13 protein-coding genes are annotated in these 20,738 nt (G+C 70.7%); 2 read left to right on the top strand and 11 right to left on the bottom strand.

Annotated features, from left to right (window positions below):
- The first annotated feature begins 150 nt into the window (after positions 1-150).
- Positions 151-1,158 carry a LacI family DNA-binding transcriptional regulator gene (locus F4560_RS09885; protein ID WP_184918839.1) on the top strand — a complete coding sequence of 336 codons (1,008 nt, stop codon included), beginning with the start codon at positions 151-153 and terminating at the stop codon, positions 1,156-1,158.
- Here the strand turns inward: F4560_RS09885 and F4560_RS09880 are convergent.
- The 10 genes from F4560_RS09880 to F4560_RS09835 form a co-directional block, all read right to left on the bottom strand.
- On the bottom strand, positions 1,120-1,329 hold the full coding sequence (locus F4560_RS09880; RefSeq protein ID WP_376775282.1) for a beta galactosidase jelly roll domain-containing protein: 210 nt from the start codon (positions 1,327-1,329) through the stop codon (positions 1,120-1,122). The two genes, F4560_RS09885 and F4560_RS09880, sit on opposite strands and share 39 nt — an antisense overlap.
- 61 nt (positions 1,330-1,390) lie before the next feature.
- Complete coding sequence (gene yicI, locus F4560_RS09875) at positions 1,391-3,688, bottom strand: alpha-xylosidase (RefSeq protein ID WP_184918837.1); 2,298 nt, start codon at positions 3,686-3,688, stop codon at positions 1,391-1,393.
- Positions 3,685-4,497 (bottom strand): carbohydrate ABC transporter permease, encoded by an 813-nt coding sequence (locus F4560_RS09870; protein ID WP_312868982.1) that lies wholly within the window; start codon positions 4,495-4,497, stop codon positions 3,685-3,687. The genes yicI and F4560_RS09870 overlap by 4 nt, the downstream gene beginning before the upstream one ends.
- Positions 4,494-5,399, bottom strand: coding sequence for a carbohydrate ABC transporter permease (locus F4560_RS09865; protein ID WP_184918835.1), 906 nt, complete (start codon positions 5,397-5,399; stop codon positions 4,494-4,496). Before F4560_RS09865 ends, F4560_RS09870 begins: the two co-directional genes overlap by 4 nt.
- Positions 5,396-6,676, bottom strand: coding sequence for an ABC transporter substrate-binding protein (locus tag F4560_RS09860; protein ID WP_184918832.1), 1,281 nt, complete (start codon positions 6,674-6,676; stop codon positions 5,396-5,398). The genes F4560_RS09865 and F4560_RS09860 overlap by 4 nt, the downstream gene beginning before the upstream one ends.
- Entirely contained in the window at positions 6,676-9,594 is a 2,919-nt protein-coding gene (locus F4560_RS09855) for a glycoside hydrolase family 3 protein (RefSeq protein WP_184918830.1), read from the bottom strand. The genes F4560_RS09860 and F4560_RS09855 overlap by 1 nt, the downstream gene beginning before the upstream one ends.
- A gap of 206 nt (positions 9,595-9,800) precedes the next feature.
- Positions 9,801-10,937, bottom strand: a complete 1,137-nt coding sequence (locus F4560_RS09850) for a S1 family peptidase (protein ID WP_184918828.1) — start codon at positions 10,935-10,937, stop codon at positions 9,801-9,803.
- A gap of 134 nt (positions 10,938-11,071) precedes the next feature.
- A complete protein-coding gene (locus F4560_RS09845; RefSeq protein WP_184918826.1) occupies positions 11,072-13,852 on the bottom strand; it encodes an ABC transporter substrate-binding protein in 2,781 nt (926 codons plus the stop codon).
- Positions 13,853-14,026: 174 nt separating this feature from the next.
- On the bottom strand, positions 14,027-15,349 hold the full coding sequence (locus F4560_RS09840) for a M20/M25/M40 family metallo-hydrolase (RefSeq protein WP_184929018.1): 1,323 nt from the start codon (positions 15,347-15,349) through the stop codon (positions 14,027-14,029).
- Between the two features lie 24 nt (positions 15,350-15,373).
- Complete coding sequence (locus F4560_RS09835; protein ID WP_221483433.1) at positions 15,374-16,546, bottom strand: MFS transporter; 1,173 nt, start codon at positions 16,544-16,546, stop codon at positions 15,374-15,376.
- A 119-nt stretch (positions 16,547-16,665) separates the two neighbouring features.
- Between F4560_RS09835 and F4560_RS09830 the strand changes: the two genes are divergently transcribed.
- Entirely contained in the window at positions 16,666-19,866 is a 3,201-nt protein-coding gene (locus F4560_RS09830; protein ID WP_184918824.1) for an AfsR/SARP family transcriptional regulator, read from the top strand.
- On the opposite strand, the gene F4560_RS09825 is transcribed toward F4560_RS09830, so the two are convergent.
- On the bottom strand, positions 19,783-20,724 hold the full coding sequence (locus F4560_RS09825) for a universal stress protein (protein ID WP_184918822.1): 942 nt from the start codon (positions 20,722-20,724) through the stop codon (positions 19,783-19,785). The genes F4560_RS09830 and F4560_RS09825 overlap by 84 nt on opposite strands.
- Positions 20,725-20,738: the final 14 nt, after the last annotated feature.

The following is a 20,738-nucleotide window of genomic DNA, read 5'->3' as shown; positions in this document are numbered from 1 at the left end:
GCGCGGCATACCGAACCTCCATGTTCGATCAGAACCACTCAAGATTCAGCATCCGGCCGGGTCACGTCAAGTGGTCTGGAAAGCGCTTTCTCGCTGGTCCACTGTGGACCTCCATCCGGTCCGCCGCGTGGGACGCATTATGATCGTTCGATGGTCACCATCGCCGACGTCGCACGCGCGGCGGGTGTTTCACCCAGCACCGTGTCGTACGTGCTGTCCGGGAAGCGCTCGATCTCGGAGTCGACCAGGCGCCGGGTGCACCACAGCATCCGCAAGCTCGGCTACCACCCGAACGCGGGCGCGCGGGCACTGGCGAGCAGCCGCTCGAACGTGCTCGCCCTCGTCGTGCCGCTGCGCACCGACCTGAACGTCCCGGTGGTCATGCAGTTCGTGACGGGCACCGTCGCCGAGGCCCGCCGCTACGACCACGACGTGCTCCTGGTGACCGCCGACGAAGGCGCCGACGGCCTGCACCGGGTGGCGGCCTCCTCCCTCGCCGACGCGATCATCGTGATGGACGTCGAAGCGGCCGAACCGCGGGTCCCGGTGCTGACGTCGCTGGCCCGGCCCGCGGTGCTGATCGGCGTGCCGGACGACCCGCAGGGGCTGGCCTGCGTCGACCTGGACTTCACCGCGGCGGGCGCGGAGTGCGTCACCCACCTTGCCGACCTCGGCCACCGGGACATCGCCCTCATCGGCCCGTCCCCCGCCGTCTACGAGCGCGGCACGAGCTACGCGGGCCGGTTCCTGCGCGGGTTCCAGGAGACGGCCGCCGACCGCGGCGTCGACGCCGCCACGCTGGCCTGCGTGCCCAGCTACGACGGCCTCCGCGCGGTCCTGGACGACCTGCTCGCCCGACCCCGTCCGGCCACCGGTCTGGTGGTGCACAACGAGGCCATCCTCGGCCCGCTGCTGTCCGAACTGGCCCGGCGGGGCAGGCTGGTGCCGGAGGACATCTCCGTGCTCGCGGTCTGCCCGCCAGACCTGGCCGAGGCGCAATCCGTTCCGCTGTCCTCGGTGGACATCCCGGCCACCGAGCTGGGCGCGCTGGCCGTCGAGCTGGCGATGCGCCAACTCGACGGCCTGGCCGAACCCGAGGTCCGGTTGCTCCCGCCCCGGCTAACGGTCCGGAGCAGCACCGGTCCGGCGGTTGCCTAGGGTCACCAGGCGCACCGGTCCCGGATCACCCTGCGCCGCCTCGGTCGCGATCACGGCGAAGGTGAGCGTGTTGTGGTCGCGCAGCACACCGGCCGGCAGCACGAACTCCCGCTGCGGGCCGACGCCGTTCAGGTACTGGCCCATGTTCCAGCCGTTGACGAAGATCAGCACCCGGTAGCCGCGGGCGGTGGCGTCGTCGAACCGCAGGCCGAGCGAGACGTCGTGCCCCGGCTCATCGGATCCCTTGCAGGGTCAGAGCGCCGCCCTCGGCGCTGATGAGCACTCCGTTGTCGTGCGGGCTCGCCGCACCACCGTCCACTTCTCCCACCGCCTCCGCGCCGACGAGGAGCAGCCGCCAGTGCGACGGCGCGCCCTCGGTCTCGACCCGGATACCGTCACCGTCGCGGTGGAGGCGGAACGTCGTGTCGCCGACGACCGTCACGTGGTCGCCGTCCGCTAGTTGGTAGACGTGCAGCGTGACGCCCTCTGCGTAGTCGTAGTCGGGCCGGTCGTCCACCGCGCCGACGGGCAGGATCGTGTTGGGGCGCACCAGGACCGGCGCGGTGAGGAAGTCGCAACGCTCCTTCACCCAACGCGGGCCTTCGACGGTCGCGCCGGTGAGGAGGTGCGTCCAAGTGCCCTGGGGGACGTAGTACGAGACGTCGCCGTCATCCGAGAACACCGGGGCGACCAGCAGGTTGTCGCCGAGCATGTACTGGCGTTCGAGGTGGGCGCAGCCGGGGTCGTCGGGGAACTCGACCACCATCGCCCGCATCATCGGCACGCCCTCCGAGGCGGCCTGCCGCGACGCCTGGTCCAGGTACGGCATCAGGCTGAGCTTCAGCTTTGTGAAGTGCCGCAGGACGTCGACGGACTCCTCGTCGAACATCCACGGCACCCGGTAGGAGGAGCTGCCGTGCAGTCGGCTGTGCGAGGACAGGAGGCCGAATGCGATCCACCGCTTGAACAGCGCGGCCGTGGGCGTGCCCTCGAAGCCGCCGATGTCGTGGCTCCAGTACCCGAACCCGGACAGGCCGAGGGACAGTCCGCCGCGCAGGCTTTCGGCCATGGATTCGTAGGTGGCTTCGCAGTCGCCGCCCCAGTGCACGGGGAACTGTTGCGAGCCGGCTGTGGCGGACCGGGCGAAAACCACCGCGTCGCCGTCGCCGCGGCGCTTGCGCAGCACCTCGAAGACGGTCTGGTTGTAGAGGTGGGTGTAGTAGTTGTGCATCCGCTCGGGGTCGGAGCCGTCGTGGTAGACCACGTCGGTCGGCACGCGCTCGCCGAAGTCGGTCTTGAAGCAGTCCACGCCCTGTGCCAGCAACGCGTCCAGCTTGGCCGAGTACCAGGCGCGGGCGGCGGGGTTGGTGAAGTCCACCAACGCCATGCCCGGCTGCCACAGGTCCCACTGCCACACGTCGCCGTTCGGGCGACGCAGCAGGTACCCGTTCGCCTTGCCCTCGGCGAACATCGGCGACCGCTGCGCGATGTACGGGTTGATCCAGAGCGAGATGCGCAGGCCCCTGGCGCGCAGGCGTTCGAGCATGCCGGTCGGGTCGGGGAACGTTCGTGGGTCCCACTCGAAGTCGCACCAGTGGTGCTCGCGCATCCAGAAGCAGTCGAAGTGGAACACGCTCAACGGCAGGTCGCGCTCCGACATGCCGTCGATGAACCCGGACACCGTCTGCTCGTCGTACGAGGTGGTGAACGACGTCGACAGCCACAGGCCGAACGACCAGGCGGGCGGCAGCGCGGGTCGTCCGGTGAGCGCGGTGTACTTGCGCAGGATCTCGCGCGGTGTCGGGCCGTAGATGAGGAAGTACTCCAGCGACTGGCCTTCGACGCTGAACTGGACCTTCGACACCGCCTCCGAGCCGACCTCGAACGAGACGTGGCCGGGGTGGTTGACGAAGATGCCGTAGCCGGCGTTGGTCAGGTAGAACGGGACGTTCTTGTACGCCTGCTCGCTGCTCGTGCCGCCGTCGGCGTTCCAGATGTCGACGGTCTGGCCGTTCTTGACCAGCGGCCCGAACCGCTCGCCCAGCCCGTAGACCGTGTCGCCCACGCCCAGGACAAGCTGTTCGCGGACGTGGTGCGTGCCGTCGACCGTCATCAGGCCGATGCCCTTGACGCCGCTGCTCGTCAGCGAACGACCGTCCGCGGTGAAGTCGACCTTCCACTCGTCACCCCGGTGCACGCGGACCGTCAACGCGCCCGCGGTCATCACCGCGCCGGCGTCGTCCTCGACCACCTTGGCCTCGTGCGCGCTGTCGGTGTGCAGGGCGAACGCCGGCTCCTTGGCCGTCTCACCGCTGAAGTGCGTGATCTTGACGCCGATCACGTCGGCCATCGGTGAGGTGAGGCCGAGGGCGATCACCGGTCCCTTGAGGGTGTCGCCGCGGTGCCGGATCGGGCGGGTCGACGCGTGCACGACGACCTCCCCGTTGCCCGTGGTGACGTCGTGCACCTCGACCGGGTGCGCGGCCTCCACCCCTGGTCGGAGCAGCCAGTACCCATCGCTGAACTTCATTTGACTGCTCCTGCTGTGATGCCGCGGGTCAACGCGCGCTGGAAGATGAGGAAGAAGACGATGGCCGGGATGACGCCGAGCAGCGCGGAGGCGCTGGTCATGGTGGCGTCCATCATCCGTTGGCCCTGCAACACACCCAGTGCCACCGGCACGGTCTGGTTCTCGTTGGAGATCAGCAGGACCAGGGGCAGGAAGAATTCGTTCCAGGTCCAGATGAAGAAGAACACGAACAGCACGCCGAGGGTGGGTTTGCTGATCGGCACCACGATCCGCACCAGCGTCTGCCACTTGTTGGCGCCGTCGATCCGGGCGGCTTCCAGCAGTTCGCGGGGGAAGCCGCCGAGGGTGGAGGTGAGCAGGTAGGTGCCGAACGCGGCCTGGATCACCGTGAAGATGATGATCACGGCCAGTTTCGTGTCGTACAGGCCGACCTGGTTGGCCAGGAAGTACAGCGGGTAGACCAACGCCTCCTGCGGCAGGGTGTTCGCGATGAGGAACACCACCAGGATCCACAGGCGGCCCTTCACCCGGCCGATGCCCAACGCGTAGGCGTTGAACACCGACACCACCACCGCGAGCACCGCCACCGACCCGCTGATCACCACGCTGTTGAGCAGCTTCTCGCCGAAGTCGACCCGTTCCCAGAACGCGACTATGCCGTCCAGGGAGATGCCGCCCGGCAGGTCGAGCGGGCCGCCGGTCGAGTACTCCTCCGGTGTCTTCACCGCGTTGAGCGCGACGAGGAAGAACGGCACCAGCATCACCACGGCCAGCACGATCATCGACCACAACACCGCGTGCCGCTTCACCGGTGATCACCCCGATTCTGCACCCGCAGGAACACCGTCGTCAGCACCAGGATCAGCACGGTCAGCACCGTGGCGATCGCCGCGCCGTAGCCGACCTGGGTCTTCTCGAAGAAGTTCTGGAACGAGTAGTACGACGGCACGTTCGTCGACCCGCCCGGACCACCGCGGGTCAGCACGTAGATCGGCGCGAACACCTTCAACGCCGCGATCGTGCACGTCAGCAGCACCACGAAGATCTCCGGCCGGATCTGCGGCACCGTCACGTGGTAGAACCGGCCCCACCACGACGCCCCGTCCAACTCCGCCGCCTCGTGCAACGACGGGTCCACCCGCTGCATCCCGGCCATGAAGATGACCACCGGGTAGCCGACCTGGATCCACAGCATCACCCCCATCACCGACCACAACGCCAGATCCGGGTCGCCCAGCCAGTTCTGCGCCAACGAGTCCAACCCGACGGCGCGCAGCACCTCGTTGAGCGCGCCGTCCTGTGGGGCCAGGATCCAGCTCCACACGATCCCGGCCACCGCGATCGGCAACACCTGCGGCAGGTAGATGCACGCCCGCAGGATGCTGGCGTGCCGCGACCCGAAATGCTTTCCGACGAAGTCGAACAGGGCCGCGGCGATGACGAGCCCCGCCAACGTCGGCAGGACCGCCATCGCCACCACCAGGCCCACGTTGTGCCGGAACGACGCCCAGAACGTGCCATCGCCCATCAACCGGGTGTAGTTGTCCAGCCCGATCCACTCCGGCTCACCCGCGCCGGACCACTCGGTGAAGCTGATGCCGATGTTCATCCCGAACGGCACCAGGATCACCGCGAGCAACAACAACGCACCCGGTATCAGGAACCACAGGTACGACCCGCGATCACGGATCGAGAAGGGGACAACGCTCATTTGCCTACGCTCGCCGTGTTTTCCTTGTAGTAGTCCGCCATCTCGGTCAGCACCTCATGCGGCCCCGCCTGCCCGGTGATCAGCTTCTGCACCGACGACACCTGGGCGTCGTAGAAGCCGGGGGCGGGCCAGTCGGGGTAGAAGGCCAACCTGTCGGCATCGCTGATCGTCTTGAAGTCGTCGTTCAGCTGCTTGGTCTTCGGGTCGGTCGGCGGCGTGGCGCTCGGCGCGACCGCGATGCCACCGGCGTCACGCAGCTTGTCCTGGATCGCCGGCGACATGGTGATCTCGATGAAGTCGTAGGCGAGCTGCTTGTTCTTCGACCCCTTCGGCACCACCCACAGGTTGCCGCTCGACCCGGCCGTCATACCCGGCCACGGCACCGACGCCCACTCGAAGTCCTTCACCTGGGACGCCACCCGGCCGTACCACCAGCTACCACTGACCATGATCGGCGCCTTGCCCTGCATGAACGAGACACCCATCTCCTCGGCCTTCACACCCGCCGAGTCCTTGGAGATGTAGCCCTCGCGCAGCCACTTGGCGAACGTCTCCGCGCCGTACACCCACGTGTTGTCGTGGAAGTTCACGTCACCGGTGTAGCGCTGGAAGCGGTCCACCCAGTCACGGTCGGCCTTGGTCAACGCCAACTGGTAGAACAGCTGGTGGGCGGGGTACTCCGCGCCGCCGAGCGCGAGCGGGGTGATCCCGGCGGCGACGAACTTCGCCATCGCGGCCGTCAGCTCGTCCAGCGTCTTGGGCTCGGCCAAGCCCTGCTGGTCGAACATGGTCTTGTTGTAGTAGACCATCACGTACTCGGCGTAGTTGGGGATGCCGTACCACTTGCCCGAACCCATCACGCCGCGCTCGTCGTACTTGGCCGTGGTGTCGATGCCCGGACCGAGCTTCTTGTCCCAGCCGCGCTTGGTGACCTCTTCGCTCATGTCGGTCAGCAGGCCCTGCTTGGACAGCAGCCCGGCGGTCGCGTTGCCCTTGTTGTACTCCAGGAGGTCCGGCGCGTCGTTGGAGTTGAGCACCATCGGCGCCGTCTTCTGGATCTGCTCGAAGCCCTTCTCCTCGAACTCCACCTTCACACCCGGGTGGGAGGCCTCGAACTGCTTGATCGCCTCCGCCCACGCCACCCCCATGGCGCTGTCCGGGCCTTCGTAGTGCCACAGCTTGAGCGTCTTGCCGTCGGACGCGTCGTCCGAACCGCCGCCGCACCCGGCCACGGCCATCAGGGCCGCTACGGCGGCCACCAGGAGTCGCTTGGACATCAGGATCCCTCCACGGTGAGGTTGTCGATCCGGGCCTTCCCCGTGAAGACCAGGTACACGTCCTGTCGACCGGCCGCGTCGCGCAGAGGCGCCGAGACGGACGTCCAGGAGTACTTGTCGGCCGTGGTCGGCACGGCCACCGTTCCCACCAGCCGGCCGGTCGGGCCGCCCAGGCGGACCTCCACGGTCGTCGGCGCGTCCGGGTTCGCCACCCGGACCGACAGCGACCGGGAAGACCGGCCGAGGTTCACGTCCTCGAACGCGACCCACTGGCCCGGCGCCGTCGCGGCCACGGCGGTGCCGAGTTCCTTGGTGGTGTCCACCAGGGTCACGCCGGAGTAGTCGTCGAAGTTCTGCGCCTGGGTGGTCTTGCGCAGGTCACGCGGCGGGATCTTCTCGCCCCGCACGTTGATCGCACGGGTGAGTGAACCGACGATCAGGTCGTGCGGCGCCGTCTCCACCACCCGCTTCTCCCGCGTCACGTCCCAGAAGGACAGGTCGGAGGCTGGAACGGTGAACTCGACCGTCTTGGTCTCACCCGGCCCCAGCTCCACCCGTTCGAACGCGCGCAGCTGCTTGACCGGCTGCTCCGCCCGCGACTTCTTCTGGTGCGAGAACAGCTGCACCACGTCGGAGCCCGCCCGGTCGCCGGTGTTCGTCACGTCCACGCGTGCCTTCACCTGACCGGCGGCGTCCACGGTGGTCCTGTCGACCTGCAACCTGTCGTAGCGGAACGACGTGTAGCTCAGCCCGTACCCGAACGGGTACAGCGGCTTGCCCTGGAAGTACTGGTAGGTGTGCCCGGACTTGGAGATGTCGTACTGGAGGATGTCCGGCAGGTCCGCGTCGGACCGGTACCACGTCTGGGTCAGCTTGCCGCTCGGGTTGGTGTCGCCGAACAGCACGTCCGCCAGCGCCCGGCCGGTCTCCTGGCCCGCGTGCGTGGTCCAGAGGATCGCGGGCAGGTCGGCGGTGTCCCAGTCGCCCGAGTACGGGTAGCTGCTCTCCAGCACCACGATCGTGCGCGGGTTCGCCTTGCGCACCGCGTCGATCACGGCACGCTGACCGGCGGGCAGCGCGGTGGTCTTGCGGTCGTCGTCCTCACGGCCGTTGATGAACGGCATGCTGCCGACCACCACGACCGCCGCGTCGGCGCCCTTCGCCGCCGCCACAGCGCTTTCCACACCGCTGTGCACGACCTCGCGGCCGAACTTCGCCGCGCCTTCCGGCGTCTCGGCGCCCACGGTCAGCTTGCCGTCCGCGCCCACGACCACGTACCTGTTCCGGCCGAACCACGACTGCGTGACCTCGTTGCCCGCGTACTCCAGCACGTACGAGCCGTCGGTCTGCGCCAGGAGCTTGAACTGCTGCTGGACGAACCAGCCGTTGGGCTGCACGGCGTTGTTGACCAAGGCACGCCCGTCGCCGAGGGACAGGGTCTTGCCGTTGGCCGCGGCCCGGAGCGTGACGGTGCCCTCGCCCCAGTCGAACACGTCCAGCCCGCTCGCGTCGGTCGGGGTCGCCTCGGTGGCGGTCAGCGCCGCGCCGGCCTCCGCCGCGGACGCGGTGACGTAGTTGCCGGTGGCCAGGTTCTTCAACCTGATCCGGTCCACGCCCTCGCTCGCCGTGACCGCCGCGCGTTCCGCGAGACCCTTCACCGGCGTGACCCGGTAGGGCATGGTGCCCGAGTACCAGTCCTCGTACAGCGTGTCGGCGAGCTGGCCGACGACCGCGACCTTCTTCGTGTCCGCGGTGGACAGCGGAAGGGTCTTATTGTCGTTGCGCAGCAGCACCATCTGCTCGGCAGCGGCCTTGCGGGCCAGTTCACGGTGCTCCGGCGCGTCGATCACGTCCGGGGTGATGCTCGCGTACGGGTTACGGCCCGCCGGGTCGAACTCGCCGAGCCGGAAGCGGATCGACAGCACGTTCCGCACGGCGCCCTCGACGTCCGCCATGGTGATCAGACCCTGTGCGAGCGCGGACTTGATCGCCGTCGTGGTCGGCGCGGAGTTCTGGTTGTCCTCGGTGAAGCTGTCCAGTCCCGCGCGGACCGCCGCCGCGTTGCCCTCCGCCTTGGTCGCGTAGTACCGCTGCGAGCCGGTGAGGTTCGACGCGCCGGCCGCGTCACCGACGATCATCAGGTCCTCGTCGGTCCACGAGCGCACGACGTCGTCCAGGTCGTGCATGACGTGCGTGGGGCGGCCGTTGACCAGGTTGTACGAGGCCATCACGCCGGTCGCGGCGTTCGCCGAGATCGCCGGCTTGAACGCGGCCTCGTCGTAGTCCTTCATGATCCGCGGCGGGACGATCGAGTCGACCGTGGTGCGGTTGTCCTCGACGTTGTACGCCAGGTAGTGCTTCAGCGTCGGCGCTGCCTGGAGGTAGTCGGGGTGGTCGCCCTGGATGCCGTGGCCGTACGCGGTCGAGATCGCGCCGGTCAGGTACGGGTCCTCCGAGTAGCCCTCCTCGTTGCGCCCCCACCTCGGGTCGCGCAACAGGTTCACCACCGGCGCCCACAGGTTCAGGCCGTTGTACGCGGGGTCCTTCGCGTGGAAGCCGCGGGCCTCGCGGCCGGTCACCGCGCCGATCTGCTTGACCAGGTCGGGGTTCCAGGTGTTGGCCAGGCCGAGTGCCTGGGGGAAGACCGTCGACTCGCCGAGCCAGGCGACGCCGTGCAGGGCCTCCGTGCCGGTCTTGAACGCGCCGATCCCGAGCCTCGGGATCGCCGGCTGGTACTGGTGCAGCAACGACACCTTCTCGTCGGCCGTCAACCTCCCCACCAGGTCGTCGATCCGGACGGCGCGCGGCAGGTCGGGGTCGCGGAACGGCAGCTCCTGGGCGTGGGCGGGCAGGGGTATCAACACCAGCAACGCGACCAGTGACATCAGCACCGGGCGGCGGAGTCTCGACACGGTCATCCCCTTCGTCTTCGGAGGGAGCAGGGCTCCCGCGTCATCGAAGCGCTTCGACTGGCAACCGTAGAGGCCGCCCGTGACGGATGCAACAGTGTCGGAAGACCGAGAACGTCAACGGCAATTCACTTGACGGGAACGTAGTGACAGGTCAACGCGCGTAGGCCCGCCCGCAGCTGTGCGGGCGGGCCTGTCGCGGTCAGGCGGTGAGGTCAGGCGGTGAGCAGTGCCAAGCCGTAGGTGGACAGGATCTCGTTGATCGGCTGGAACCAGGTCCGGCCGCCCGACGAGCAGTTGCCGTACCCGCCGGACGTGACGCCCTGGGCCTGGTCGCCGGTGATGAACGAGCCGCCCGAGTCGCCGCCCTCGGCGCACACGCTGGTGCCCGCCATCTGGTGCACGTCACCCTGGGCGTAGTGGATGGTCTCGTTGCGGGACTGGATCACGCCGCAGTGCCAGCGCGTGGTCGAGCCGGAGCGGCAGACCGACGTGCCGACCGGTGCTTCCCACGAGCCGCGCACGAGCCGGTCCGGCACCGTGCCCCAGCCGAGCACGACCGGCACGTTCCACCAGCCGCCACCGGTGCGCACCCACGCGTAGTCGTTGCCGGGGAAGGAAGATCCGGCGAACTGGCCCTGCCAGGACCGGTCCCAGCCGTAGACCTGCGCGCCGGTCCGGCCGCAGTGCCCGGCGGTGACGTAGCCGCCGTGCACCGAGAAGCCGATGGAGCAGCGGACGTTGCCGGTGTAGTACGGGTCGCCGCCGACGGTGCCTGCCGCGAACGGCACGGGCGCGGTGACGCCCTTCGTGTTGACCTCGATCGGGCCGAGTTCCCGTGCGTCGGCAAGGAATTCCGTGACCTGCGCGGTCTGCACGCCGGGCTGGACGTCGACCACGACCGCGCCGCTGCGCGGGTCCGGGTGCCAGCTGGTGACCGCCGAAGGGACCTTGCCGGCCGCCGACAGCGCGTCCACGCGGTCCTTGAGCCGGTCGAGTTCGCCGGCGGTCCGGTCGACCAGCCGGGCTTCGGCGCCCGTGGCCCGGACCCGTTCGGCGGCGGCCGCGTCGGTCACGCCGACCACGAGCACGCCCTTGTCCTGGTCGAACCAGCTCCCGCCGAACGACGAGCCGGCCGCGGCACGTGCGGACGGCGCCTGCCGCGTGGCCTTGGACTCCTGGTCGATCCTGGCCAGGGCCTGGTGTTCGGTCAGCCCGAACGCGGCCCGCATCGAGGACACCAGCCCCGGTGACAGCTGTGCCGACGGCGGTGCGGCCTGGGCGGCCGGTGCGACCACCAGTCCGCTCATCGCCAACGCGGCGGCCACACCCAACTTCGTCAACGTTGTCATGCGCACGCAGTCCTCCTTGTCCGCAGGGAGGCGCGCGGCCGCGCAGGAGTGGCCACGCGCCCAGGCAAGTCGTTGAGAGCGCTCTCACACTGGTACAGACCATGCCAACACCGCCGCCCGGCGTCAATCCCCGGTCAGCAGTCCGAGCTGCCCCGGGGCTTCGTCGACGTGCCCGCCGGCATGGTGATCTCGTACGCGCACTTCGGAGATTGGTCGAGGTCGTAGATGTCGGCGATGGTCAGGATCGCCAGTGGCCGGGTCCGGCCGGTGCGGGACTCGGCGAAGTCGATCGGGCCGGTGGCTCCCCTGAACTTGTTCGGCTCTCGCAGTTCCTGGGCGACGGCTGCCCGGTGGACGCGGTGTTCGACGGACGGCGCCGACTTGTCCGGGTTGGCCACCCTGTTCCGGTTCAGGTTGTTCCGCACCGCGTCCACGAAGACACCGGCCGCGTCGAAGGCGAGTCCGACCCGCTCGCCCGGCCACGGCATGCGGTCGTCGGTCTTCCCGGTCGAGCCGACCTGCTCCGCGACCCGATCGGGTCCAGTGCCGTTGCGCACCACGTGGTGCCCGGCGCAGAACGCCGCGAGGGACTGCGTGCCGCCGTGAGCGGCTCGTCCCGCGGCCGGCTCACCACTTTCCAGGCAGTCCGGACCCGCGAGGACGACGCGGGAGCCCATCGACACGAAGGAGACGGCGACGCCCTTGAACTCGTTGTTGCGCCTCTCCCCACCCTGCGCGACGAACCGCGAGACGCTGTCGTCCCCGATGATCATCGGGCGGTCGTCGTCGCACTTGCGGATGACCTCGCTCAGGAATGTGGTGAACTCCCCTTCGCGGCCCGCGAAGAACGCGATCTTCTCCCGACCGCAGTCCACGGAGACCTCGCCGACCCGCTCGGCCCATGACCGCTTGGGAGGTCCGCCGAGCGCCCGGTCCAGTTCGTCGACCAGGCTCTGGAGGTAGTTGTCGTCCGGGACCGGGTGGTAGACGGTGACGGGTTTGCCCTGGACCCGGGCGTAGTCGGCGATCAGCTCGGCCTGCACCCCGTTCCCCGGCACGAGTTGGAAGTACAGCGGGGACAGGTCGCCCAGACCCTCGCCGGTCAACGAGGTGGCCAGCACCGGCGTGCCGAGGTCGCCCAGCGCCCCGATGGCGCTTTCGGTGGACGGCCTCGTCAGTCCCATGCCGACGACGCCCAGGATCGAGGAGTCGCGGGCGAGCAGGGGTTCGAGGAACTCGTCGACGACGGTGCGGGCGGCCTTCATCTCGTCGCCGCCGTTGGCCACGATCACCCGGAGCAGCGGCTCGTCCGGGCTGGGCCGGTTCTGGGCGATCTGGCGGATCAGCAGCCCTTCCAGCTCTTCGGAGACGGAGTCGTAGGTGTCGGGACCGGACTGCCGAGGGGTCACGTCGGCGAAGTAGACCAGGCTCACCATGGCCCGATCGCGGTTGTCCTCGTGCAGCCGTTCGGCTTCGCGGTTGAGTCCGAAGATCGCGAGCTGGACCGCCTCCAGCCGCGGGTCGTCACCGAACACGTGCGCCGCGTCGTCGCTGTAACCGATGCAGGTCGTGATGTCGTCGACCCAGCGGACGGCGACGCCCGACCTTGGATCGGGCAGGCAGCGCTGCTCCAGCCGCACGTACCCCCAGCGGCCACCGGTCAGCAGCCCGGCGACGAGCACCGCGCCCAGGACCGCGGCGACGACCGGTTTCCGGGCGGGCAGCGGCGGTGTGCGCGGCTGGATGTCGCCCAGGTCGGACCAGGCCGAGTCGTCGTCCTGGCTGAGCGCGGTGTCGGCGCCGACCTGCGCGGGGATCCGGGCGAAGACGAACCTCGCGTCGGGGCGCAGCGACTGCCGGTGTCCGGGCAGCCCGGCCCGCCAGGCGTCCAACTCGCCCTTGATCCGGCTGACCGGCGCCAGGGGGCGATCGGTCTGGAGGTCATCCGGCTTCGCCGCGGCGGTGGCGATCACCAGCAGCGGGTCGTGCTCGGTCGACTCGTTGCGGACGTCGTTGATCAGCCGGAGGAGTTCCCAGCCGCCGTTCTCCTCGGTGACGCCGTCCAGGAGCACGACCGTGTACGCCGTGCGCTGCCACCGGCGCAGGCTCAGCCGGCGTGGTCGGTACGCCAACCGGAGGTCTTGCAGGAACGCGTGCACCAGCAGCTTCTTCAGGTGCTCCAGGCTCTCCTCGCCACGCCTGACGACGGTGAGGCGTTCGGCGAACCCGGTGAAGGCGGTGGAGTGCCCGGGGACCATGAACGGTTGGCGCATCAGCCACCGGGGCTCACGGCCGATCGGCGGCACGCCGTGCACCCACAGCCAGAAGCGCAGCGGCCGGTTCCAGACGGTGAAGGCCAGCAGGAGGAGCCGGGCCCACAAGGACTGGGCGGCATGCTCGACCGCCGTGCGCTGGTCCCCTTCGGCGGGGCTGTCCGCCACCGCGTACCAGTCACGGAGCACGTCCGTGATGGTGCGGTCGTCACGCCTGCTGCCGGGCAGCGGGCACTGGCCGGTGAGCCAGTCGACCAGCCGGTAGTGCCGGAACGACCTGAGCCCGTCGGGGCCGAACCGGTCGCTCAGCAGCCGGCGGTGCAGCACGTCGAGCAGGGGCAGCAGGGGCACTTCGCGGCCGAGCGGCGACCAGTGGTCCTTCGAGTCCTCCTTGGCGTGATCGGCCCGCACGAGGACGGACGGCACCTTTCGCTTTCGCGGTGTCCCGGCTCGGCCGAGGTGGTCCGACAACGCGTCCAGCACGTCGTTCCGCCCGGAATCGCGGATCAGGCACAGCAGCGGGAGCGGGCGGTCGCCGCGCAGCCCGTCCCGGCCTCGGCGGGGGCGCCACTTCGGCCTGCTCACGAGGCCCCTGATCACGGACAGCAGCACGCGGACGCCGCGAAAGAGAGGATCGTTCACCTTCGCCTCTTCCTGTCGGAATCGAGGCGAGCAGTATCGAGGCGACGGGTTCCGGGCGACCGCGCAAAACGCCGGTCATGCATTCGATAGGAGGAATTCGCGGCGACAATTCCTACGAATAATGCGGTCGCGCGGGCCGGGTGCCGCCCGCACGCGCGGACGGCACCCGGTCGGTCACGAGTTGCGCAGGAACCGGTCCAGCACGCGGACGCCGAACTGGAGCGCGTCCACCGGCACGCGCTCGTCCACGCCGTGGAACAGGCCGGAGAAGTCCAGGTCGGCGGGCAGCTTCAACGGGGCGAAGCCGAAGTTGCGGATGCCGAGCTGCTGGAACGACTTGGCGTCCGTGCCGCCGGACAGCATGTACGGCAGCACCCGCGCGCCGGGGTCCTCGGCGGTGATCGACGCCGTCATCGCGTCGACCAGCGCGCCGTCGAACGTGGTCTCCACCGGCGGCAGCCCCAGCCACTCGCGTTCGACGTCCGGTCCGAGCAGTTCGGCCAGCTCGCGGTCGAACGCCTCCTCGCGGCCCGGCAGGATCCGGCAGTCCACTGTCGCCTCGGCGAGCGACGGGATGACGTTCGCCTTGTACCCGGCGGAGAGCATGGTCGGGTTGGCCGTGTCGCGCAGCGTCGCGCCGATCATCCGGGACAGCGCGCCGAGCTTGCCGACGGCGCCCTCGATGTCGTCGTCGGGGAACTCCAGCCCGGTGATCTCCGTGACGCCGTCGAGGAACTCGCGCACGGACGGCCGGATGACGATCGGGAACCGGTGCTGCCCGAGCTTGGTGACCGCCGCCGCCAGCTTGGCCACCGCGTTGTCGTTGTGGATCATCGAGCCGTGGCCGGCCGTGCCGCGGACCCGGAGCTTGAGCCAGCGGATGCCCTTCTCGGCGGTCTCCACCAGGTACGCCCGGACGTCGTCCTTCAGCGTGATGGAGAACCCGCCGACTTCGCTGATGGCCTCGGTGACGCCCTCGAACAGCTCGGGCCGGTTGTCCACCAGCCACTTGGCCCCGAACAGGCCACCGGCCTCCTCGTCCGCCAGGAACGCGAAGACGATGTCCCGCGGCGGCACCACGCCCTCCCGCTTGAACCGCCGTGCGACGGCCAGGGTCATCGCGACCATGTCCTTCATGTCGACGGCCCCGCGCCCCCACACGTACCCGTCCTGGACCGCGCCGGAGAACGGGTGCACGGACCACTCGGAGGCGTCGGCGGGCACCACGTCGAGGTGCCCGTGCACGAGCAGCGCGCCCCGTGACGGATCGGCGCCGGCCAGCCGGGCGACCACGTTGCCGCGGCCCTTGGCGCCGGACTCGACGTAGGTCGTCTCGTAGCCGACCTCGCCCAGCTTCTCGGCCACCCACTCGGCGGCGGCGCGCTCCCCGACGACCGTGGCCGGATCGCCCGTGTTGGTCGTGTCGATCCGGATCAACTCGCTGGCCAGCGACACGACCTCGTCCTGCGCGAGCCGCAGCCCGGCCCCGTCATCCAAGTTACTCACCCGGCCTTCCTACCATCACCGCCCCGACGCGGCGCCGACCGCCGTGCGCCGGGCGGTGGTGAGGTTGACCAGCAGCCCGATCACGCTGACCCCGGCGGCCACCAGTCCCAGCCGCGCTGGGGTCAGGTGGCCTTGGAGAAGTCCGCCGAGGACACCGCCGAGCGCGACGCCCATGTAGATCGCCGAGTTGTTTAGCCCGAGCAGCACGGCCGACGCGCTCGGCGCGTGCTCCACCAGCCGGCTCTGCTGCGGCACGACCGGCAGGGACACGAAGACGCCCCAGACCAGGGCCCACGCGATCGCCGCGGCCAGGTTGCCGATGACCAGCGGGCTGATGGCCAGCACGACCGCGGCGGCGGCCAGGCCACCGGACACGACCCGTTCCGGCCGGTAGCGGTCGGCGAGCCGGCCCGCGGCGGTGTTGCCGATCATGTTGCCGACGCCCCAGGCCAGCAGGATGACGGTCAGCGAGGTGGTGGAGCCGCTGGTGGCCGTCCCGACCGCCGGACTGATGTAGGTGTAGAGGACGTGCGTGCCGGCGAGGCTCATGAGGGTGACGGCGAGCATGCCGAACACCCGGCCTTCCCGCAGCGGCGCCAGCCGGGCCCGCAACGAGTCGGCCGCCAGCGACACCGGGGGCAGGGCCACCGCGACACCCACCGCGGCGACGACCCCGATCCCGGCCACGCCCCACAGCGTCACGCGCCAGTCGGACCCACCGATCAAGGTGCCGGCGGGCAGGCCGAACGCGATCGCGAGGGTGAGGCCGCCCATGACGAACGCGAGGGCCTGACCTCGGCGTTCGTCCGGTGCGATGGCCGCGGCGGCGCTGAACGCGGCCGAGCCGATGAGCCCGGCGCCGACGGCCGTGACGACCCGGGCGATCATCACGGTCCGGTAGTCGGGGCCGATCGCGGTCACCACGTTGCCCACCACGAAGACGGCGAGCGCCAGGTGGAGGGCCGTGCGCCGGTCCATCGAGCTGGTGAGCGCGCCGACGACCGGCGCGGAGACGGCGAACGCCAGCGCGAAGGCCGTGACGAGCTGACCGGCGGCGGAGACGCCGACGTCGAGGTCCGCCGCGATCTGCGGCAGCAGGCCTGCGATGACGAACCCGTCGGTGCCCACCGCGAACAGGGCCAGCGACAGCGGGAGGAGTTGCCTGAACAGCGTGCTTCGGTTTTCCAATGCCCCGGATCCTTCTCGGGCACCGCGCGGTCGCGGTGACGTGTGGGTGGTGCCGCCGAGGATTCCGCCGGTCGCTTGCCGATCACTGTCCGTCCGCTGTCGGGCGTTACGCTGGGGTCGTGCGGTTCGGTGTGCTCGGTCCCCTCGCTGTGTGGCGGGAAGCGGACGACACCCCGGTCACCGTGCCTGGCGGCGACGTGCGCGCCCTGCTGGCCGTGCTGCTGGTGCACGACGGCGCGTTGGTGCCGGCGGACCGGTTGATCGGCGACCTCTGGCCGGACGCGTTGCCCGCGAACCCGGCGAACGCGCTCCAGGTCAGGGTTTCCCGGCTGCGGCGGGCGTTGGAGGCCGCGCGGCCGGGTGGACGCGAGTTGATCGAGCACCGGTCGGGCGGGTACCGGCTGCGGACGTCGGCCGACTCGGTGGACGCGAGCCGGTTCGAGGCGTTGTTGCGGCAGGCGCGGGCCGCCGACGACCCGTGGACCCGAGCACGGCTGTTATCCGAGGCGGTGGCGTTGTGGCGTGGTCCGGCGCTGGCCGACTTCGCCGACTTCGCGTTCGCGCGACCGGTGGCCGAGCGGTTGGCGCAGCAGCGGCTCGCCGCCGTCGAAGAGCTCGCCGAGGCGCGGCTGGACATCGGCGAGCACGACGCGGTGGCCGCGGACCTGTCCGAATGGGTGCACCGGCACCCCGACCGGGAACGGCTCCGGGCCGCCCACCTGCGTGCGCTGTACCTGTCCGGGCGGCAGGCCGAGGCGTTGGCCGGCTACGACGAGTTCCGCCGCCGGCTGGCCGACCACCAGGGGCTCGACCCCGGACCGGGCCTGGTCGCGCTCCAGCAGGCGATCCTGGCGCGTGACCCGGCGCTGGAGCCGCGCCCGGTTCGCCGCCGGACCAACCTCCCCTCCCCCGTCACCGGGTTGATCGGCCGGGACGAGGCGGTCGCGGACGTGCTCGCGGCGTTGGACGCCGGGCGGCTCGTCACGCTGACCGGTCCCGGAGGGGTGGGCAAGACCCGCCTCGGCCTGGCCGCCGCCGAGCGGGTCGCGTCGTTCCCGGACGGGGTGTGGCTGGTCGAGTTGGCCGGGGTGGCCGACGCCCGGTCCGGTGACGGTGTCGCCGAGGCGGTGATGGCGGTGCTCGGCATCCGGGAGAACTCGATACCGGGACCGGTGCCGACCGGCGAGCCGGTGAGCCACTTCGACCGGCTGACCGCGTTCTTGCGCGGCAAGCGACTCCTGCTCCTGCTGGACAACTGCGAGCACGTCGCCGGGCAGTCCGCGGAGCTGGTGGTGGCGCTGCTCGGCGCGGCGCCGGGGCTGCGGGTGCTGGCGACGAGCCGCGAGCCGTTGGGCATGCCGGGCGAGGTGCTGCGGCCGGTGCCGCCGTTGGAGCCGCCCGCGCCGGGAGCCGATGTGGAAGGGGTGCGCGAGTCGAGCGCGGTGCGGCTGTTCCTCGCCCGCGCCGCCGACGCCGACCCCGGGTTCACGGTGGACCCGTCGAACGCGCGGGCGGTGGCCGATCTCGTGCGGGGCTTGGACGGTCTGCCGCTGGCGCTGGAACTGGCCGCGGCCAAGGTGCGTGCGTTGGGCGTGCACGAACTGGCCGCCCGGTTGGACGACCGCTTCCGGCTTCTCGCCGGCGGCAACCGCGGTGGGCCGGCCAGGCAGCGGACCCTGCACGCCGTGCTCGACTGGAGCTGGGAGCTGCTGACCGACGCCGAACGCGTCGTGCTGCGCCGACTCGCCGTGCTGGACGGCGGTCCCGTGGCGGCGGTCGAGTCGATCTGCTCGGATGGCGCCGTGCGCCGCGCCGACGTGGCCGGTGTGCTGGCGCGGTTGGTCGACCGGTCGATGGTGACCGTCACGGGTGACCGGCGGTATCGGCTGCTGGAGACCGTGGGGGCGTACGCGCGGGAGCGCTTGGCCGAGGCCGGCGAGGGTGACGCGGTGCGCGACCGGCACTCGCTGCACCACCTGGCGGTGGCCGAGGCGTGCGTTCCCGGTCTGTTCGGTCCCGACCAGCGGTCGTGCCTCGACCTGCTCGACGCCGAACACGGCAACCTGCACTGCGCGTTGGACCACGCGATCGCCCGCGGGGCCGCCGAGGTGGCGTTACGGCTGGTGGACGCACTGGCGTGGTCGTTGCTGCTGCGCGGACGGGTGCGTCAGGCGGCCCGGTGGGCGGGTCGGGCGCTGGCCGTTCCGGGTGACGCGCCGCCTGCGCTCCGGGCGAGGGTGCGGTGTTGGGAGGCGGGCATCGCGATCCTGTCGGACGCCGAGCCGGCGCTGTCCGCGGTGGGGGCGTTCGACGGGGTGGACGATCCGCTCGGGCTGGCCATGGCGGAGTGGTTCCTCGCCTACGTGCTCCTGCACTGCGGTGACCTGGACACGAGCGAGGAGTTGGCGGCGCGGGCGTCGAAGGGCTTCCGTTCGCTCGGCCACACGTGGGGCGTGGCCGTGACGACCGGTCTGCGCGCCAACCACGCGTTGGCCCGCGGGGACCTGCGGACGGCGGCCGACGCCGGCGACCGTGCCCTGGCGCTGTTCCGGGATCTCGGGGATCGGGGCGGCGAACTGCTCACCGTGTACCCGCGTGCGGCGTTGGCCGAGATCCAGGGTGACTACGACTCGGCGGAGCGGCTGCACCGTGACGGGCTCGCGTCGGCCGAAGAGCTCGGCATGTGGGCGGAGGCGGCGGACCGGCTGTCCGGGCTGGGCCGGATCGCGATGCTCCGTGGCGACCACGACACCGCGCGGCGGTTCCACGAACGGGCCAGGCGGCTGGCGGCGGAACACGGCTTCAAACCCGGCGAGATCTACGCCGCGATCGGCTTGGGGCAGAGCGCACGGCGTGCCGGGGACCTGGCGGAGGCGGAGGCGCAGCTCAGCGCCGCCGCCGAGTGGTACCGCCGCACGGGGCGGGCGCCGGGGTACGCGGTGGTGCTGACCGAGCTCGGTTTCGTCGCGGAGCTGCGCGGTGACGGTGCCAGGGCGGCGGGCTACCACCGGCAGGCCCTCGACTTCGCACGGCGGCTCGGTGATCCCCGTGCGGAGGCCGCCGCCCTTGAAGGGCTCGCCGGGGCGTGTCTGCTTGCGGACGCGCATGAGGAGGCCGTGCGGCTGCTCGGCGACGCGCACCGGCTGTGGGAGTCGACCGGAGTTCCACGTCCGGCGGCTGAGCTGGCCGATGTGGAGCGGATCACCGCCGAGGCCCGACGGACGTCGGGTGCCGCGTCAACGGGGCTCGGACTTGCCGTGCACCAGCGCGAGCGGGCAGTGGGCGTGGTGGAGCATGGCGTGGCTGACGGAGCCCAGTAGCGCGCGGTGGACTGCTCCGTGGCCGTGGCTGCCCACCACCAGCAGCGCGGCGCCTTCCGAGGCGTCCAGCAGGGCTTGGGCAGGCCGGGCGAACGACACCAGCCGTTCCGCCCGCACCTCCGGGTGGCGGGCGAGCGGTCCGGTGAGGGACTTGGTGATCAGGGCGTCCGCGGACGTGCGGAGTTGGTCGGCGTCGAGACCCAGGCCGAGGCCCTGACCCCAGGCCCCACCAGGGGTCAGCGCGTCGACCGGGAGGCCGGTGGTGGCGTGCACGGCGACCACCGGGCGGTCGTGGCGGGAGGCGAAGTCCAGGGCGAAGTCGACCGCGCGGTGACTCGGGTCCGATCCGTCCACGCCGACCACCACGTGGCCGTCCTCGGCGCCGGTCTCCCTGACCACCACGAGCGGCGCGGTGGAGTGGTGTGCCAGGTCCGCGGTGATCGAACCGGCGAACAGCCTGGTCAGGCCCGTGGTGCCGGACGAACCGACCACCAGCAGCGCCGCCTCGTCGGCGACCTCACCCAGCACGGCGGCCGGATGCCCGTCGAACGCGCGGGTGTCCACCTCCAGGCCGGGCGCGATCCGTGCGCACTCGTCGGCGAGTTCGGCCAGGTGCTCGTTCGTGTAGGCACGCACCGCGTCCTCGTTGACCAACTGCGGCAGCGGCATGGACACGGGCGTCACCAGCACCTCCGGGAACGGCCCGCGGATGACGTTCACGACGACCAGGCGCAGCCCTCGGCTCACCGCCTCGCGTGCCGCCCAGCGCGCGGCCTGCCGCGACCGCTCCGAGCCGTCGAACCCGACGACCACCGCACCGCGTCCCAGCTGGCTCTCCAGGCTGTCCGGGCTGGACATGGCCCCACCCTCCC

This window comes from Saccharothrix ecbatanensis (assembly GCF_014205015.1).
Classification (GTDB): Bacteria; Actinomycetota; Actinomycetes; order Mycobacteriales; family Pseudonocardiaceae; genus Actinosynnema; species Actinosynnema ecbatanense.
Note: the sequence above shows the minus strand (reverse complement) of the source record. Positions and strands in the feature narration are given on the sequence as shown.

Bases quoted from the DNA above. Each gene is read 5' to 3' on its own strand.
- F4560_RS09885 (WP_184918839.1), top strand. From the start codon at position 151: ATGGTCACCATCGCCGACGTCGCACGCGCGGCGGGTGTTTCACCCAGC.
- yicI (WP_184918837.1), bottom strand. From the start codon at position 3,688: ATGAAGTTCAGCGATGGGTACTGGCTGCTCCGACCAGGGGTGGAGGCC.
- F4560_RS09865 (WP_184918835.1), bottom strand. From the start codon at position 5,399: ATGAGCGTTGTCCCCTTCTCGATCCGTGATCGCGGGTCGTACCTGTGG.
- F4560_RS09860 (WP_184918832.1), bottom strand. From the start codon at position 6,676: ATGTCCAAGCGACTCCTGGTGGCCGCCGTAGCGGCCCTGATGGCCGTG.
- F4560_RS09855 (WP_184918830.1), bottom strand. From the start codon at position 9,594: ATGACCGTGTCGAGACTCCGCCGCCCGGTGCTGATGTCACTGGTCGCG.
- F4560_RS09850 (WP_184918828.1), bottom strand. From the start codon at position 10,937: ATGACAACGTTGACGAAGTTGGGTGTGGCCGCCGCGTTGGCGATGAGC.
- F4560_RS09825 (WP_184918822.1), bottom strand. From the start codon at position 20,724: ATGTCCAGCCCGGACAGCCTGGAGAGCCAGCTGGGACGCGGTGCGGTG.